This window comes from Methylocystis sp. H62, from assembly GCF_015709515.1.
In the GTDB taxonomy this organism is placed as follows: domain Bacteria; phylum Pseudomonadota; class Alphaproteobacteria; order Rhizobiales; family Beijerinckiaceae; genus Methylocystis.
The window spans coordinates 1-16,731 of the sequence record NZ_JADNQZ010000053.1 but is presented as its reverse complement, the minus strand read 5'-3'; the positions used below and the strand labels follow the sequence as shown (position 1 = coordinate 16,731).

Genomic DNA, 16,731 nt, shown 5'->3' with positions numbered 1-16,731 from the left:
GCCTGCGAAAGTACAAGGAGTCCTTCCTCCCTGGAATTCGCATTCGATGAACGCCGTCGTTCCAAATCTAAGGCCTAGAAAATCTCCGGTTCAGGCTCGCTCCGCGGTCACGGTCAACGCCATGCGCATCGCCGCCATTCAGGTTTTGACCCAGGAAGGCGTGAGCCGCTGCACGACGACCCGCATCGCCGAGCGCGCCGGCGTATCGGTCGGCAGCCTTTATCAGTACTATCCGAACCGTGATGCGCTCCTCGCCGCCATCCTGGAAACGCACCTGAACGGCGTCGCCGGCGCCGTGGATCGCGCCTGCCGCGCGCATTGGGGCAAGTCGGTTGCCGATATGGCCACCGCCGTTGTCGCCGCCTTCCTGATGGCGAAGCGGCGCAATCTTCAGGAATCGCAGGCGCTATATGCGGTCGCCGCAGAGCTGGGCGGCGCGGATCTGGTCGCTCGCATGCACAACCGCATTGTGGCGGCGATCACCGATATGCTGGCGCATGCGCCCGACGCGGATTTCGACGATCCGGCCATGACGAGCGCGATCGCGTTTAGCGCTGTCGCGGGGCCGATACGAACCCTGCTTGAGGGATATGCTCCAGCCGAATTCGAGGCGCGCCTGGAAGAGCAACTGATCCTTCTGCTGACCGGATATCTTGGCGCGCGCCGTCGCCCGGCGGGCGGAGGGACGCGGGGGCCATAGAATTCGCCTGACCGGCCTCAGAGCCGCCGCGTTGTTTTTGACGCGCGCCTCTCCTATCATCGGCCCAACGGCCCTCCGATCGCGGGGGCCGTTTGCGCGTTTCATCGCGCCGGTCGGGAGGGGCGACGTTGCCGCACAAAACGCAGAAAGCCAGTGGGCGTGCGAGGCTCGTGGATAACGCGCGCTTCATCCGTCAATGGATCGAAAACCCGCGCCTCATCGGCGCCGTTTCGCCGTCCGGACGCGCGCTGGCCAAGACGATGGCCGGCTTCGTCGAACTGGATCGAGAGGGCCATATCGTCGAACTCGGACCCGGCACCGGTCCGGTGACTCAGGCGCTGCTCGCCCGCGGCATCGCGCCCGAGCGCCTCGTCCTCGTCGAATATGAGAGCCGGTTCTGCCATCTGCTGTCGGAACGCTTCCCGGGCGTCACCATCGTGCAAGGCGACGCCTATGGCCTCAAGGCGACTCTCGACGGCAAGGTCCCGGGGAAAATCGCCACCGTCGTCTCCAGCCTGCCGCTCCTGGTGCGGCCGGAGCGCGATCGCGTCGAGCTGTTGAACCAGGCCTTCGAACTGATGGGCGACGAGGGGCTCTTCATCCAGTTCACTTATGGCCTGACCAAATCGCCGATGCCCATGCACGCCAATGGCGTCAATGGCGCCTATGTAGGCAAGGGATCGCCGCCGGTCGTGCTTAACATTCCGCCCGCGCGCGTCTGGCGCTATCGCAAAGCGGGTTACGCCGGCTTCGCCGGAAAGCGTAAGGCGTGAAGCCGCAGGACCGGCTGATCGTCGCGCTGGACGTCGAAAGCGTCGAAGAGGCGCGGGCGATGGTCGCGGCGCTGGGCGAGACGGTCTGCTTCTTCAAGGTCGGCATGGAGCTCGCCTATGCGCCGGGCGGCTTCGACTTCGCCCGCGAATTGAAGGCGGCGGGCAAGCGCGTCTTTCTCGATCTGAAGCTTCATGACATCGGCGTCACCGTCGAGCGCGCGACGCGGCAGATCGCCCGGCTCGGCGTCGACTTTCTCACCATCCACGCCTTTCCCCAGACGATGGCGGCGGCCCGCGAGGGCGCGTCGGACGGCGCGCTCAAGCTCCTCGCCGTGACGGTGATGACCTCCTATGACGACGCGGATTTGAAAGAAGCGGGCTACGCCTGCGGCGTCGCCGAACTCGTCGCGCGCCGGGCCCGACAAGCCAAGGAAAAGGGCGTCGACGGCCTCATCCTGTCGCCGATGGAGCTTGCCGCCATAAGGCCGCTGGTCGGCTCGAGCATGCTGCTGGTGACGCCGGGGGTGCGGCCGCAGGGCGCCGACGTCGGCGATCAGAAGCGCGTCATGACGCCGCGGCAGGCGGTCGCAGCCTCCGCCGACTATATCGTCGTCGGCCGGCCGATCACCCGCGCAGCGGATCCCGCAGCGGCGGCGGAAGCGATGGTGGGCGAGATGGCCGGCGCCTGATCGAGGTCCGTCGCTCATGCCCTATGACAGCAACGCCAACCTTCCGGATAATCTCCAGCACATCCTTCCGGAGCACGCGCAGGACATCTATCGCGAGGCCTTCAACCATGCCTTCGACGCCCATCGCGGCGACCCGCGGCAGGAGGAGGCGGCGCACCGCATCGCCTGGGCAGCGGTGAAGCGAAGCTACGTCAAGACCGAGGCAGGCTGGGCAAAGCGATAGGAAGTATCGGCGCGCGCGCTGGCCTGCCTAGAGCGTGAGTGCTAAAACGCGGTCTCGTCGAATCCTTACCCCGATTCGCCCATGCTCGCGATTGTCATCTCCGCCCTCGGGCTGTTCGTTTGGCTCTATCTCATCGCGCTTCGCGGCGGGTTCTGGCGGCTGACCGAACATGATCGCAACCTGAGCGGTCACGCCGCTGTCCCGGCGACCCATGTCGTGGCGATCGTTCCGGCTCGAAACGAAGCCGACGTCATCGAAAAAAGCCTGGCGTCGCTGTTCGCGCAACAGTTCCATGGCCGCTTCGACATTATTCTGGTCGATGACGAGAGCGACGACGGCACCGCCGAGGCGGCCCGCCGCTGCGCCGCCGCCGCTGGCGCGTCGAGCCGCCTGACGATCCTCTCCTCGCGCGGACCCGATGCGGGCTGGACGGGGAAGCTCGCGGCGATGCAGCGCGGGTTCGATCACGTGCGGAGTCTGCCGATCGACCCGGATTTCGTGCTGTTTTGCGACGCGGACATCGAATTTTCGCCGCAAGTGCTCGCCCGCCTCGCTTCGGGCGCGACGGCGCGCGGCGTCGTCCTGACCTCGCTCATGGTCAAGCTTCGTTGCGAAAGCCTCGCGGAGCGCTGGTTCGTCCCCGCCTTCATTTTCTACTTCCAGAAGCTTTACCCGTTCCGCCACATCAATGATCCGGATCACCCGGCGGCGGGCGCCGCGGGAGGAGTCATGCTGCTGCGTCCGGAGGCGCTCGCGACCGCAGGCGGTCTGCGGGCCATTCGCGGCGCGCTAATCGACGATTGCGCGCTCGGCGCGCTGATGAAGGCGCAAGGTCCGATCTGGCTGGGTCTGACCGAAGACGTCCACAGCCTGCGCGCCTATCCGCGCCTTGCCGATATCTCCCGAATGGTCGTGCGCTCCGCCTATGCGCAGCTCAGCTATTCCCCCTGGCGCCTCGCGGGCGCGCTCATCGGCATGGCGGCCGCCTATCTTGCGCCGCCCTATCTGGCGCTGTTCGGCGAATCGCCGGCGCGCGAGACGGCGCTCGTCTCCTGGCTCCTGATGGCGCAGGCCTATATGCCGACGCTGCGCTTTTACGGCCTGTCGCGGTGGCGCGCCTTTGCTTTGCCAGGCGTCGCGGCATGCTATACGTGGTTTACGGTTGAATCGGCCTGGCGGCACCTGAGCGGCCGCGGCGGCGAATGGAAAGGCCGCTATCAGGCGCCGCGCGCGCAAAAGTCGGCGCAGCGCTTCGAAACGCCCGCCGAGATCGAGGCGAACCGGCAAATCGAGGTATAGGGCGCGCCAGCGCCGTGGAGCGGCAAGACGGCGTCATATGGATATTGCGCAGACGAGTTCGGGAAAGACCCATCGCGACGAGAATTTCCCCGTCGCCTCCTTTCTGATTGCGCCGCGGCACCGCGCGCCGATTCTGGCGTTCTATGACTTCGTTCGCGCCGCCGACGACATCGCCGACCACCCGACGCTTTCCGCGCAAGAGAAGCTCGATCTGCTGGACGCGCTTGACGCCGCCCTGATTGGAGAGGCGGAAGAGGATGCGGAGGTGGCGCGCCGCCTGCGCGAGACCTGCCGGGAGCGGCGTATCGATCCGCAGCATGCCCGCGATCTGATCCTCGCCTTCAAGCGCGACGTGACGCAATTGCGCTATCGCGACTGGGACGATCTCATCGATTACTGCCGCTATTCGGCGATGCCGGTCGGCCGCTTCGTCTGCGATCTCCATGGCGAGAACCCCGGACGGGTCTGGCCGGCCAATGACGCGCTTTGCGCGGCGCTGCAAATCATCAATCACCTGCAGGATTGCGGCAAGGACTACCGCAACCTCGACCGGGTCTATCTGCCGCAGGAATCGCTCGCGGCGCATGGCGCGACCGTCGAGATGCTCGCGCAGGAAAGCGCGCCGCCGCCGCTCCTGGCGACGATCCGCGACCTCAACGAAAAAACCGGGCGTCTGCTCGCGCAGTCGCGTCCCTTCGCCGATCTGATCGACGATACGCGACTCGCCATGGAGATCGGCGCCATCCAGACATTGGCCGAACAGCTCGTTGCGCGCCTCGCGGTCGCCGACCCGCTGCGCGACAAGGTTCACGACGGCAAGTTCAGCTTTGCGCTAAAGGGCGCGGCGGGCGCGCTCGGCGCGCTTCTTCGCCGCGTTTCGCGTCCGCGCCGCGCAGATTCCGAGGCCGTCCCGAGCACGCGCCCAGGGGCGCGCCAATGACCATGGACGCGCTTGCCGATTCCACGACGCTGCGCACGCGCGCTATCGCGACCAGAAGCTCCTTCTATCTCGCGATGCGCATTCTCGAGCCGCCGCGGCGCGATGCGATGTTCGCCATTTACGCCTTCTGCCGCGCCGTTGACGACATCGCCGACGACGAGGGCGACCGCGCCGTGCGCCGCGCCGCGCTCGACCAGTGGCGCGCCGACCTTGATGAGCTTTATGCCGGCCGCATCCGCGCGCGCGTCAGCTTTCTCTCTGAACCCGTCCGCCGCTTCCGACTCGAGCGCGCCGATTTCGAGTCGGTGATCGAGGGCATGGCCATGGACGTCGAAGAGGATATTTGCGCGCCGGACTGGGAAAAGCTTGAGCTCTATTGCGACCGCGTCGCGAGCGCCGTGGGACGGCTGTCGGTGCGCGCGTTCGGTCTCGCGGAGGAGGAACCGGGCGCCGAATGCGATTTGCCGACGGGTCCGAAACTGCTCGCCTACCACCTCGGGCGCGCGTTGCAGCTCACCAACATCTTGCGCGATCTCGACGAGGACGCCGCGCGGGGGCGGCTGTATTTGCCGCGAGAGGCGCTTGAGTCCGCGGGGGTCATGAGTTTCGCGCCGCACGCCGTGCTGTCGAATCCTTCGCTCGAAGAGGTGTGCGCGCCGGTCCTTTCCCGCGCCCGCGAACATTATGACCAGGCGGATCTGGTGATGGCGGGCCTGCCCAAGCGCGCGGTGAAAGCGCCCTATCTCATGGCCGCCGGCTATCGTTCGATCCTCGACAATCTCGCCGCTCGCGGCTTTTCGGCGCCGCGCGCGCCGGTGCGGGCGTCGCGTCTCAAGCTCGTCAGCGCCTTCCTGCGACACGCCTTCACGTGAGCGAAACGGTTCATGTCATCGGCGCGGGCCTCGCGGGGCTCGCCTGCGCGCTGCGCCTCGCCGACGCCGGACGGCGCGTCGCGCTTTACGAAGCCGCGCGCATGGCGGGCGGACGCTGCCGCTCCTATTTCGACGCGTCGCTCGGCCTGACGATCGACAACGGCAATCATCTGCTGCTGTCCGGCAACACGGCGGCGCGGGAGTACGCCAAACGCATCGGCGCGAGCGACGCGCTTGTTGGTCCCGACGAATGCGCCTTCGATTTTCTCGACGCGCGCACGGCCGAGCGCTGGACGCTGCGCCCCAACGCCTCGCGCATTCCCTGGTGGATCTTTGTCGCCGACCGCCGCGTCCCCGGCACGGGGCCGCTCGACTATCTCGACGCCGGAAAGCTTCTCTTCGCGAAGGACGGCGCGACCATCGGCGACACCATGCGCTGCCAGGGCCCGCTGTGGGAGAAGCTTTGGCGCCCGGTTCTGCTCTCGGCGCTCAACACCGAGCCTGAAGAGGCGTCCGCCACGCTCGCAGGCGCCGTGCTGCGCGAGACGCTCGCGGCGGGCGGCGACGCCTGCCGCCCCATGGTCGCCAAGGGCGGCCTCGGCGACGCCTTCATCGAGCCGGCGCTGCGCGCGCTTCGCGCCAAAGGCGTCGAGCCGCGCTTCGGGGCGCGTCTGCGCGAACTCACTTTTGATGATTCTCGCGTCGCTGCGCTGCGCTTCGGCGACGCGGAAGTGACGCTGGAAAAAGGCGACGCGGTGGTCCTCGCGACGCCGCCGTGGATTGCCCAGGAGCTTCTGCCCGGTCTCGTCGCGCCGGACGATTTTCGCGCGATCCTCAATGCGCATTTCAAGATCGCGCCGCCGCCGGGTCAGCCGCCGCTTCTTGGCATGATCGGCACGCTCACCGAATGGCTGTTCGCCTTCGACGATCGGCTCTCGGTGACGATCAGCGGCGCCGACCGGCTGATCGACGAGTCGCGCGAAGCGCTTGTGGAAAAAATCTGGGCGGAGGTCTCCGCCGCGACGGGGCTGCCGGCGGCGCCGCCACCCTGGCAGATCGTCAAGGAGAAGCGCGCCACCTTCGCCGCGACGCCGGCGCAGGAGGAGCGCCGGCCTGATGCGAAGACGCGCTGGGACAATCTGTGGCTTGCCGGCGACTGGACGAATACCGGCCTGCCGGCGACGATCGAGGGCTCGATACGATCAGGCGATAGAGCGGCGGAGCTGGCGACGACGGCTAGTTGAACTGACCCCTTCGTGCATGGTGAGCAAGCGCGCTTGCGCCTCACCAATGCGAAAATTAGCGGCGGTCTTTCGCCGCGTTGACGCCCTCCGCCAGTCGGCTGTGACGGCGGCTGTAGAGAAAATAAATCGCGAGGCCGATCGCCATCCAGATCGCGAAGCGCTCCCAGGCCACCGCCGGCAGGCGCGACAGCAGCCAGATCGAAAAGCCGATGCCGGCGAGCGGCGTGAAGGGGACGAAAGGCGCGCGAAAGCTGCGCTTCAAATCGGGCCGGGTGCGGCGCAGCACGATGATCGCCGAACAGATGACGACGAAGGCGGAGAGCGTGCCGATGTTCACCAGCTCCGCCACTTCCTTGATCGGGTAGAGCGCGGCGACGAGCGCGGTCAGCGCGCCGGCGATCAGCGTCGGTCGATAGGGCGTCTGAAAGCGCGGATGCAGCTTCGCGAACCAGCCGGGGAGCAGGCCGTCGCGGCTCATGGCGAACCAGATGCGGGCGCAGGCGAGCAAAAAGGCGAGCATCACGCTGGCGATGCCCGCCACCGCCGCGAGCGACACGACGAAAGCGACCCAGGGCAGGCCGAGCGACGTGAAAGCGGTCGCGACCGGCGCCGGATTGTCGAGCGTGTCGTAGCGCACGATTCCGGTGAGCACGAGCGACATGGCGATATAGAGCGTCAGCGCCACGACGAGCGACAGAAGAACGGCGCGCGGCACGTCGCGCTGCGGGGCGCGGGCCTCTTCGGCGGCGGTCGTCAGCGTGTCGTAGCCGAACACGGCGAAGAACACGACCGCCGCGCCTTGCGCCACGCCGGAAAAGCCGAAGGGCATGAAGGGCGTCCAGTTCTCGACGCGCACATAGGGAAGGCCGGCGACGATCACCAAAAGCGCCGCGGCGATTTTGACGACCACCATCGCGGTGTTGAAGCGCGCGCCGACCTCCACGCGCAGCGTCAACAGGAAGGCGACTCCGAGCGCGCCGAGCGCGGCGAAAAGATCGACGACGCGGCCAGGGCCGGTTCCCGGCGCGCCGCTCGCCCAGTCGGGAAGCGCGAAGCCGAATTGCGCGAGCAGCGCCTGCAAATAGGCCGACCAGCCGATCGCCACCACGGCGACGACCAGCGCATATTCGAGCAGAAGATCCCAGCCGATGATCCAGGCGGCGAGTTCGCCCAGCACCGCATAGGCATAAGTGTAGGCGCTGCCGGCGACCGGAATCATGCCGGCGAATTCGGCGTAGGAGAGCGCCGCGGCGGCGCTCGCCACGCCGGCGATCAGGAAGGAGAGGGCGACGCCAGGGCCGGCCTGAGTCGCCGCCACCACGCCAGTCAGCACGAAAATGCCGACGCCGATGAGCCCGCCAAGGCCGATGCCGGTGAGCTGCCAGACCCCGAGCACGCGACGGAACCCGCCCGGTCGGTCGGCTTCGGCTTGCAGCGATTCGATGGATTTGGCGCGCAGCAGCGAGGAGGAAAGCTTCATCAAAATGGCCTGTCGGCGGGCGTGTCCGCCACGACGTCCATAGGCGATCCAGGCGACGCTGTCATTGCGGCCGGGCCATGCGCAGCCGCAAAAAAAGAGCGGCCAGTGGCCGCTCTCTCGTCGTGTCAGGGAAACCTATTTCTTGGCGGGCTATTTCTTGGCGGGCTATTTCTTGGCGGCCTCGAGATGCGTCAGCGCCTCTTCGGCGTGTTTCGTCCCGATGTCGGCATGTTTCTGCTTGCCGTGGTCGATCGCCATTTCCAGATGCGAAACGCCCTGTTTGGTATGCTCGTTGGGCTTCTCCGCCTCGGACGCCTTGGCGTGCTTTAAGGCTTCTTCCGCATGCATGGTCAGCGCCTCGGCCTTTCCCGCCTTGCCTTCGCTGATCGCCTGTTTGGTGTGGGTGATGGCTTCGCCCAGATGGTCTTCCGCGTAGGCCAATCGGGGGGCGAAAAAGGCCGCGAGGGACAGGGCCAGGGCTGCAGCAAAAATCCTGCGATTCATGGGGATCTCCTTAATGCTTCGCCGCATGAGCGTTAATATGGTCGCCTTCGCTCTGGTATCGAGGTCATGTCCGGCATTCTCGATGTCGCGGCGCCATCATTGCCGGTCGGCGGCATAAAGCTCGCAACTCTCGCCAAACTCCGCGAGGCCGCCCTCAAGAAACGAGGCCAGAAGCGGAACGCCGAGCAGATAGGCGGATGTCGCCCCTTCATGCCGGGCGCGCGCTTGCGCGAGAGCTTCGGACCATTCGCTTGCGGCGAAGTCGCCCCGGCCCACCCACATCAGCGCGACGAGTTCGACCTGCTCGTCAATGTCCATGGCGTCGATAAAGGAGGCCACCTCGTCGCGAATGGTGGGGAAAGCGTCCTCCGTCAACACGCTGACGAATCCGTCGTCCGTGGCGTTTGAGGCGTCCGCTTCGACGCCTTCATCCTCGCTTTCAAGCTCGCGAGCCTTGACGGCCACGAAACAGACTTTGTCCGTGTTGATGGTCGGCATTATTCGCTCCCGTTTTGCAACTCGCTTGACCTTCGCCCTTGCCGCGAAAGTCGGCCATTTGCATATATTCCCCGGCGGCGAAATTTTTACCCGAGTCGACGCCGTATTTTGGAGCCGGAAATGCGTGTCGGCGCGCCGAAAGAAACCAAAGACAACGAATACCGCGTCGGCCTGACGCCATCTTCGGTCGCCGAGCTTGCCCATGCGGGACATGACGTCTTCATCGAGCGCGGCGCGGGCGAGGGCGCGGATCTATCTGACGCAGACTATGCCGCCGCGGGCGCGAAGCTCGTCGATGGTCCTGAAGCGCTCTTTGCCGCGGCGCAATTGATCGTCAAGGTGAAGGAGCCGCAGCGGCGCGAGATCGCTTACTTGCGGCCGGACCATGTGCTCTTCACTTATTTCCATCTCGCCGCCGACGCTGAACTCACGCGCGAACTCATGGCGAGCGGCGCGCATTGCATCGCCTATGAGACGGTCACGGCGCCGGGCGGCGGATTGCCGCTGCTCGCGCCGATGTCCGAAATCGCCGGCCGGCTGGCTCCGCAAATCGGCGCGCATTTTCTGGAAAAGCAGGCGGGCGGCCGCGGCGTTCTTCTCGCGGGCGCCCCGGGCGTGCCGCCGGCCGACGTTCTCGTTCTTGGCGCCGGCAGCGTCGGCGCGCAGGCGACGGCGATTGCGCTCGGCATGGGCGCGAGCGTGCTTGTCGCCGACCGCAATCCCGATGCGCTTCGGCGTCTCGAAACGCGTTTCGGTTTCGCGGCGCGCACCATCTATTCGACCCGCGCCGCGATCGGGGAATCGGTGAAGCGCGCCGATCTCGTCATCTGCGCGGCGCTCGCGCCAGGCGCCAAGGCGCCGATCCTGATCACGCGGGACATGCTGCCGACGATGAAGCGCGGCGCCGTGATCGTCGATGTCGCGATCGATCAGGGCGGCTGCTGCGAGACGTCACGGCCGACGAGTCATTCCGACCCGACCTATGTCGTTGACGGGGTCGTGCATTACTGCGTCACCAACATGCCCGGCGTAACGCCGCGCACGTCGACCTTCGCGCTCAACAACGCCACATTGCCTTTCGTGCTGGCGCTCGCCAACAAGGGCTGGCGTCGCGCCATCGAGGACGACCCGCATCTTCGCGCGGGGCTGGAAATTTCGGCCGGGCGCATCCTTTCGCCGCCGGTGGCCGCCGCGCATGGTCTGCCGCTCACGCCGCAGCTCGTGGCGCTGGACAGCGCCGGCGCCGCATAGCATCCTGCTGAATGATGTCAGCCATTCCGGTCCGTGCGACCTTTTCGCACAATCGACCCTGGAGAGCGCTCGCTCAGGGGAGCAATTCGGCATTGCTTTGTAATAATTCGAGTTTATGTCGCCGGGCGCGTCGTCTCGCGCCAGGGCGGCAGAGCTTTTCTCATCAGCGCGCAATTGTTAGACCAGAGCGACGCGGCGTTTGCGTCGCGGCGCCCCGCATCATTCGAAAAACAGACAGGTTTAGGGCATGAGCGCGAACCAGGACCAGGATCCCGCCGCCGACCGGAAACGAGGGGCCACGGCGGAAAAGGTCTCCGCGCTCGGCAAGTCCGAACCGCGGGTGAAGCCGCCCCGTGAGGCCAAGAAAAAGGCCGAGAGCGAGGCGAGCGACGCCAAGAACAAGGCCAAGAGCGAGACAAAGAGCGAGACAAAGAACAAGGCCAAGAAAAAGACCGCGCCGAAAAAGCCTTCCGCGCCCAGAGCTCCGACCCAAAAGGCCGCGCCCGCGCCGTCGAATGGCGCAGGCGCGCCCGCGCCGCATCCCAATCTCGAGAAATTCGCTCGGCTCGACATCGAAGCGATCGCCGACAATATGGCGCAGCTCGTTGACCAGGGCCGTAAGGCCTTGGCCGCGGCGATTGGCGGCGTCAATCCCGATGAGGCGCGCAGCGAACTTGCCGCCAATGTCGCCGACGCCACCAAGACTCTGGGCGCCGTCGCCGAATATTGGCTGTCGAAGCCAGATCGCGCCGCCGTCGCCCAGGCCGATCTTTACAAGGGGTTGAGCGAAATCTGGCGGCAGACGCTTCGCCGCTACGGCGGGGAGGACGTCGCCCCGATCGTTCCCTCGGATCGCGCCGACAAGCGCTTCTCCGGGCCCGAATGGAACGATAACCCCTTCTTCGACTGGCTGCGGCAATCCTATCTGCTCGCGTCGCGCTGGGCGGGCGACATGGTCGAGAGCGCCGAGGGTCTCGACCCGCAGACAAAGGCCAGGGCGGTCTTTTATACGCGGCTGATTTCGAGCGCGATCTCGCCATCCAATTTTGTGCCGACCAATCCAGAGTTGTTGCGCGCCACGATGGACGCCAAGGGCGAGAATCTGGTTCGCGGCTTGAAGATGCTCGCGGAAGACATTTCCGCGGGCGGCGGCGTGCTGAAGATCCGCCAGAGCGCGGACCAGAAATTCGAACTGGGCGTCGATATGGCGAATACGCCCGGCAAGGTGATCTGGCGCAACGACGTGATGGAGCTCATTCAATATGAGCCCACGACGGCGGAAGTTTATGCGCGGCCGCTGCTCATTACGCCCCCTTGGATCAACAAATTCTATGTGCTCGATCTCAACCCCGAGAAAAGTTTTGTGCGCTGGGCCGTTGAGCAAGGCTTCACGGTCTTCATCATCTCCTGGGTCAATCCCGACGAGACCAAGGCCACGAAGGGGTTCGAGGCCTATATGCACGAGGGTGTGCTGACCGCGCTCGACGTGATCGAGAAGGCGACGGGCGAACGCAAGGTCACGGCGGCGGGCTATTGCGTTGGCGGCACGCTGCTCGCCCTGACGCTCGCCTATATGGCGGCGACCGGCGATGATCGCATCGACAGCGTCACCCTGTTTGCGACGCAGGTCGATTTTTCCGACGCTGGCGATCTACAGATCTTCGTCGACGAGGCGCGGCTCGTGGCGCTCGACGAAAGCATGGCGCGCACCGGCTATCTCGAAGGCTACAAGATGGCCAACGCCTTCAATATGCTGCGGCCGAACGAACTCATCTGGAACTATGTCGTCAACAATTACATGAAGGGCGTCGAGCCCGCCGCTTTCGATCTCTTGTATTGGAATTCCGATTCGACGCGCATTCCGCGCGCCAATCACTCCTTCTACCTGCGCAGCTGCTATCTCGAAAACCGTCTCGCCCGCGGCGAGATGGTCATCGACGACGTTCGGCTCAATTTGCGTCAGGTGAAGGCGCCGGTCTTCGAGATCGCGACGAGGGAGGATCATATCGCGCCGGCGCAGTCGGTGTTCCGCGGCGCGAGGTTTTTCGGCGGCGACGTGACCTTCGTGCTCGGCGGCTCGGGCCATATCGCGGGAATCATCAACCCGCCCTCCAAAGACAAATATCAATATTGGACGGGCGGCCCCGCGAAGGGCGCTTTCGAGGAGTGGATCAAGAAGGCAAAGGAGACCAAGGGCTCCTGGTGGCCGCACTGGTTGGGCTGGGTGACCGCGCAGGCGCCCAAGAAAGTCCCCGCGCGCCAGCCCGGCGGCGGCAAGCTCAAGATCATCTGCGACGCGCCCGGCGAATATGTGCGGGTGCGGGGATAGGCGGGTTGAATCGGCTGAGTCGCGGCTGGACGCGCGCTTCAGCGCGCCAACCCACCGCGCCAGTAGACGCGTGGCGCCGGCGACAACCGGGGAGCTATCCTGGAGCTTACCCCGGTAGAACCCCGATCCGCTCGAAGAACCAATAAACGCCCGCAATCGCGATCAGCGCCGAGGCCACGTAGACGAGCTTTTCGCTGCGCTTGCCGCCTGTCTGTTTGTCGATCAGGAACAGGATCGGCATGACCGCGAAGACGATGGCGATCTGGCCGAGTTCGACGCCGATGTTGAACGCCGCGAGCGCCGGCACGACGCCGCCCTGCGGCACGCCCATCTCGGTCAGCGCCGAGGCGAAGCCGAAGCCGTGGATGAAGCCGAAGAGGAAGGTGTTGCGCCAGCGGTTGTCGACGTCGCGCGAGAAATAGTTCTCCACGGCGACGAAAACGATCGAAGCGGCGATCAGCGCTTCGACCAAGGTCGAGGGAAGCGTGAAGATATTGAGCGCCGCCAGCGACAGCGTGATCGAATGCGAAATGGTGAAGGCGGTGACGATCTTCACGACCGGCCAAATGCGGGTCGCCCACAGAATGAGCGCGAACAGGAAGCACAAATGATCGTAGCCAGTGACGATGTGTTCGACGCCGGCTTTGAGAAACTTCCACATCAGCTGTGCGGTGGTCTCCATCGGCTTTGACAGATCGAGCGCGGGATCCTCCGGGTAGAGCATGGTCTGGCCGGCGTTTTCAGTTCCCTCGAGCGTGACCAGATGCTTTCCCTTTGCGCCCTGCGCGGCGAGGAGCTTCGTCGCGTCATAAAAGAGCGTGCCCGTCGTTGCGCCGCAGTCGAAGCGCACGGCGATGAGCGCGCTGTCCTGGTTGGTGGGGTCTTCGCCGGATTTTTCGACATTGGCGATGCAGGCGCGGCCTGTCGCATCGCGCATCGCGACGCGTTTTTGAACAAATTTGCCGATTTCCGCTTCGAGCGCGCCGGGCGCCGAGAGGTCGACGCTGGCGCGTTCGCTCATCGTGTCCTGAAACATGCGCTCAAGATCGGTGGCGAGAAAGCCGACCTCGACGGCATAGGTTCGATTGTCCTTGGGAAGGATTTTGCCTGTCGAAATATCGGGCGTATGGGCCATCGCCGGAGCCGCGAGGCCGACGCACGACAAGATTACGGCGGCGACTATCCTGAAAACCCCGGTCATACGCGCTCCCCCATTTCGTAGCGGGCGCAACATGCCAAACGCCGCTGCCCTGGACAAGACAGCGCAAGCGCGAGCGTTGATCTGCATTCGGCGCGCCGACGCCGCCAGGAGCGCGTTCCCGACCGCAATTGTGCTATGGCTTCGCCGTGGCGCACCCCGCCCCCAGACCGAGCAGCTGCGACCATGCTTCTTCGCGACCTCCATGAGGACCGCTCGACGGCCTTGACGTCTTCAGAGGGCAATCTGACGGTTCTCGCGACGCTGGCGCTGATGGTTGGCGCCGTCGCGGGTCTCGTCTGCGCGCTTTTCCGGCTCGCGCTGCAGCGGGCCGATGTTTTTCGCGCAGCCGTTATCGATTGGGCGCATAGCCACTCAATCGCGGGCTTTATTCTGCTCGTCGGCGGCTGTGCGTCGGCGGCCGTCGCCGCGGCTTGGCTGGTGCGGCGGTATTCGCCACACGCGTCGGGGAGCGGGATTCCGCATGTCGAGGCGGTCTTGCGCGGCGACGCGGCGCCGTCGCCCTTTGTCCTCCTGCCGGTGAAATTCGTCGGCGGATGGCTGGCGATCGGCTCGGGCCTTGCGCTCGGCCGCGAAGGCCCGAGCGTGCAGATGGGCGCGGTGCTTGGCCATCTCTTCGGCGGCGCCTTCCGCCGAGATTGGCCGGATTGCCGCGTTCTGCTGGCGGCAGGCGCGGGCGCAGGCCTCGCGACCGCCTTCAACGCGCCGATGGCCGGAGCGGTTTTCGTCCTGGAAGAGCTCGTCCAAAAATTCGAGCATCGGATAGCGATCGCCGCGCTGGCGGCGTCCTCGACCGCAATCGCCGTCGCGCATCTTATTCTGGGCGACGCGCCGGATTTCCAATTGCCGCCGCTGGCGTATCCGGCGCCGGCGATCGGCCCGCTGTTCTTCATGCTTGGCGTTGTGTGCGGAGCCGTAGCCATCGCCTACAATAAGGCGGTGCTCGCGACGCTGGCCGCGGTCGACCTCGTGCGCGGCCTGCCGGCGGAGACCTGCGCCGCCGCGATCGGCGCCGCGGCGGGCGTTCTCGCCTGGTTCGGACCGGAATGCGTCGGCGGGGGAGATAATCTCACCCAGAATGCGCTGCTTGGGGCGCCCGGCCTCTTCGTATTGCCGTTCCTCTTTCAACTGAGGTTCTGGTTCGGCGCCTTGTCCTATTCGGCGGGAACGCCAGGCGGTCTTTTCGCGCCGCTGCTGACGCTGGGCGCGCAATTGGGACTGCTCTTCGGCGCCGGTTGCGGATTGGCGTTCCCGGACCTTCCCATTCAGCCAGAGGCCTTCGCGGTGGTTGGAATGGCCGCGTTCTTTACGGGCGTGGTGCGGGCGCCGCTGACCGGACTCGTGCTCGCGACGGAAATGACAGGCAGCGCGCTCCTGCTCCTGCCGATGCTGGCGGCTTGTTTTACGGCCATGCTCATCCCTACGCTGATGAGCGACGCGCCTCTTTACGACGCCTTGCGCGAGCGCCTGCGCTTCCTTCGCTGATCGACGCGGTAGGAGAATTTCCATGCTGGAGATGGTGGGGGAAGTAGAAGTTGACTTCTGCTTTCATAGCAACAGCATAGAAAAAGGTGCGCCCAAAAACGTCCCATTGATTGCAAGGGCGTTTCGTGGACGCTGGGCGCACCCTCGAGAGCAACGCCCGACACGGGAATTACGCGCTTTTTCCCCACTGGCGGATAGCCCGGCTAATGGCGCGCGTCGCTGACCAAGGAGTCGTGGAGTTTGAGCTTCTATCGGTCTTGAAAACCGGCGTGGGGCAACTCCACCGTGGGTTCGAATCCCACCCCTTCCGCCAAACGATGCAATTATCCTATTGTAATTAAATCGTATTAACTAACAGTGAATCGGTGAGCCAATATTTTAACCCACATTTCCTCGCGGACTGAACCGGATGAGTTCGGCCACTTAGGCACGCGGCACAGCCGCCGTCTCGTTCAAGCTCTCACTCAGCGCCGCCGAGACCGGATAAATGCTCTCCACTCTTCGCTGGCCATCACTGCATAGGAAATGGGTGACCTTTGCTGATTTGTTAATCAGTAAGCGCCTTTCCGATCACCTATGCGGCGAGGCTTGACGCGGCGACGAAGCTCCACGGCATCAGTTCGTCGATGCGGCTTTGAGGATGTCCGTCGAGAATGGCTTGCAGCGTTTTGGCGATGTAGGCGACGGGATCAAGGTTGTTTAGTTTGCACGTCGCGACGATGGAGGCGAGCAGCGCCCAGTTTTGAGCTCCGACTTCGTGCCCGGCGAATAACGCATTTTTTCGCGTAAGAGCCACGGGTCTGATGGCGTTCTCAACAGGGTTCGTATCCAGCTCGAGGCGGCCGTCCTCCAGGAACTTGGTGAGACCGGCCCAGTGGTTCAGCGCGTAGCGGATGTCCGTGGCCAACGTGGAGCCTGACGAGATCAGCGACAGTTGCTTCTCGAACCACGGTTTCAAGGCTTCGACGACGGGCGCGGAAAGTTTCTTACGCGTCGCCAGCCGCGCTTCCGGCGCGTGGCCACGTATGTCGGCTTCGATGGCGTAGAGCGCGGCGATATGGCGGACCGCCGTCTCCGCGATCGGGAATTTTGTATTGCGCATGAGCTTGACGAAGCGCCGCCGCAAATGGCTCCAGCAATGGACCAGCGTCCATGGACCCTCGTCGCGCTGTATTCGCGTGAGAAGCTCATAGCCGTCATAGCCGTCGCATTGCAGATAACGCCC

16 protein-coding genes are annotated in these 16,731 nt (G+C 65.0%); 11 read left to right on the top strand and 5 right to left on the bottom strand.

The features are described from left to right. Positions 1-46: 46 nt before the first annotated feature. From IYY11_RS10960 to hpnE, 8 genes are all read left to right on the top strand, one after another. Positions 47-700: a TetR/AcrR family transcriptional regulator gene (locus IYY11_RS10960; protein ID WP_196403891.1), complete on the top strand. Its 654-nt coding sequence runs from the start codon at positions 47-49 to the stop codon at positions 698-700. Between the two features lie 170 nt (positions 701-870). Continuing rightward, positions 871-1,473: a class I SAM-dependent methyltransferase gene (locus IYY11_RS10955; RefSeq protein WP_196403890.1), complete on the top strand. Its 603-nt coding sequence runs from the start codon at positions 871-873 to the stop codon at positions 1,471-1,473. Beyond that, the gene (gene pyrF, locus IYY11_RS10950) at positions 1,470-2,162 is read left to right on the top strand and encodes an orotidine-5'-phosphate decarboxylase (protein WP_196403889.1); all 693 of its coding nucleotides are present in this window, start codon (positions 1,470-1,472) and stop codon (positions 2,160-2,162) included. The genes IYY11_RS10955 and pyrF overlap by 4 nt, the downstream gene beginning before the upstream one ends. 16 nt (positions 2,163-2,178) lie before the next feature. Beyond that, positions 2,179-2,385 (top strand): ChaB family protein, encoded by a 207-nt coding sequence (locus IYY11_RS10945; RefSeq protein ID WP_196403888.1) that lies wholly within the window; start codon positions 2,179-2,181, stop codon positions 2,383-2,385. Positions 2,386-2,466: 81 nt separating this feature from the next. Continuing rightward, positions 2,467-3,684: a glycosyltransferase gene (locus tag IYY11_RS10940; protein WP_196403887.1), complete on the top strand. Its 1,218-nt coding sequence runs from the start codon at positions 2,467-2,469 to the stop codon at positions 3,682-3,684. Between the two features lie 37 nt (positions 3,685-3,721). Further along, positions 3,722-4,624: a squalene synthase HpnC gene (hpnC, locus tag IYY11_RS10935; protein WP_196403886.1), complete on the top strand. Its 903-nt coding sequence runs from the start codon at positions 3,722-3,724 to the stop codon at positions 4,622-4,624. Next, positions 4,621-5,496 (top strand): presqualene diphosphate synthase HpnD, encoded by an 876-nt coding sequence (hpnD, locus tag IYY11_RS10930; protein WP_196403885.1) that lies wholly within the window; start codon positions 4,621-4,623, stop codon positions 5,494-5,496. Before hpnC ends, hpnD begins: the two co-directional genes overlap by 4 nt. Next, positions 5,493-6,740 (top strand): hydroxysqualene dehydroxylase HpnE, encoded by a 1,248-nt coding sequence (gene hpnE / locus IYY11_RS10925; protein WP_196403884.1) that lies wholly within the window; start codon positions 5,493-5,495, stop codon positions 6,738-6,740. The genes hpnD and hpnE overlap by 4 nt, the downstream gene beginning before the upstream one ends. Before the next feature lie 55 nt (positions 6,741-6,795). On the opposite strand, the gene IYY11_RS10920 is transcribed toward hpnE, so the two are convergent. The 3 genes from IYY11_RS10920 to IYY11_RS10910 form a co-directional block, all read right to left on the bottom strand. After that, positions 6,796-8,220, bottom strand: a complete 1,425-nt coding sequence (locus tag IYY11_RS10920) for an amino acid permease (RefSeq protein ID WP_196403883.1) — start codon at positions 8,218-8,220, stop codon at positions 6,796-6,798. A 165-nt stretch (positions 8,221-8,385) separates the two neighbouring features. Continuing rightward, entirely contained in the window at positions 8,386-8,724 is a 339-nt protein-coding gene (gene smbP, locus IYY11_RS10915) for a small metal-binding protein SmbP (RefSeq protein WP_196403882.1), read from the bottom strand. A gap of 96 nt (positions 8,725-8,820) precedes the next feature. After that, on the bottom strand, positions 8,821-9,222 hold the full coding sequence (locus tag IYY11_RS10910) for a DUF3775 domain-containing protein (protein ID WP_196403881.1): 402 nt from the start codon (positions 9,220-9,222) through the stop codon (positions 8,821-8,823). Between the two features lie 120 nt (positions 9,223-9,342). Between IYY11_RS10910 and ald the strand changes: the two genes are divergently transcribed. Together ald and phaC are read left to right on the top strand one after the other, a co-directional pair. Then, positions 9,343-10,473, top strand: a complete 1,131-nt coding sequence (gene ald / locus IYY11_RS10905) for an alanine dehydrogenase (protein ID WP_196403880.1) — start codon at positions 9,343-9,345, stop codon at positions 10,471-10,473. 247 nt (positions 10,474-10,720) lie between these two features. Further along, entirely contained in the window at positions 10,721-12,802 is a 2,082-nt protein-coding gene (gene phaC / locus IYY11_RS10900; RefSeq protein WP_196403879.1) for a class I poly(R)-hydroxyalkanoic acid synthase, read from the top strand. Between the two features lie 106 nt (positions 12,803-12,908). Here the strand turns inward: phaC and IYY11_RS10895 are convergent, their stop codons facing one another. Beyond that, the gene (locus IYY11_RS10895; RefSeq protein ID WP_196403878.1) at positions 12,909-14,003 is read right to left on the bottom strand and encodes a HupE/UreJ family protein; all 1,095 of its coding nucleotides are present in this window, start codon (positions 14,001-14,003) and stop codon (positions 12,909-12,911) included. A gap of 183 nt (positions 14,004-14,186) precedes the next feature. Between IYY11_RS10895 and clcA the strand changes: the two genes are divergently transcribed. After that, positions 14,187-15,506: a H(+)/Cl(-) exchange transporter ClcA gene (gene clcA / locus IYY11_RS10890; RefSeq protein WP_196403877.1), complete on the top strand. Its 1,320-nt coding sequence runs from the start codon at positions 14,187-14,189 to the stop codon at positions 15,504-15,506. A gap of 574 nt (positions 15,507-16,080) precedes the next feature. Here the strand turns inward: clcA and tnpC are convergent. Next, positions 16,081-16,731 (bottom strand): IS66 family transposase (gene tnpC / locus IYY11_RS10885; RefSeq protein ID WP_196403876.1); only part of this gene is annotated, 651 nt, incomplete at its 5' end.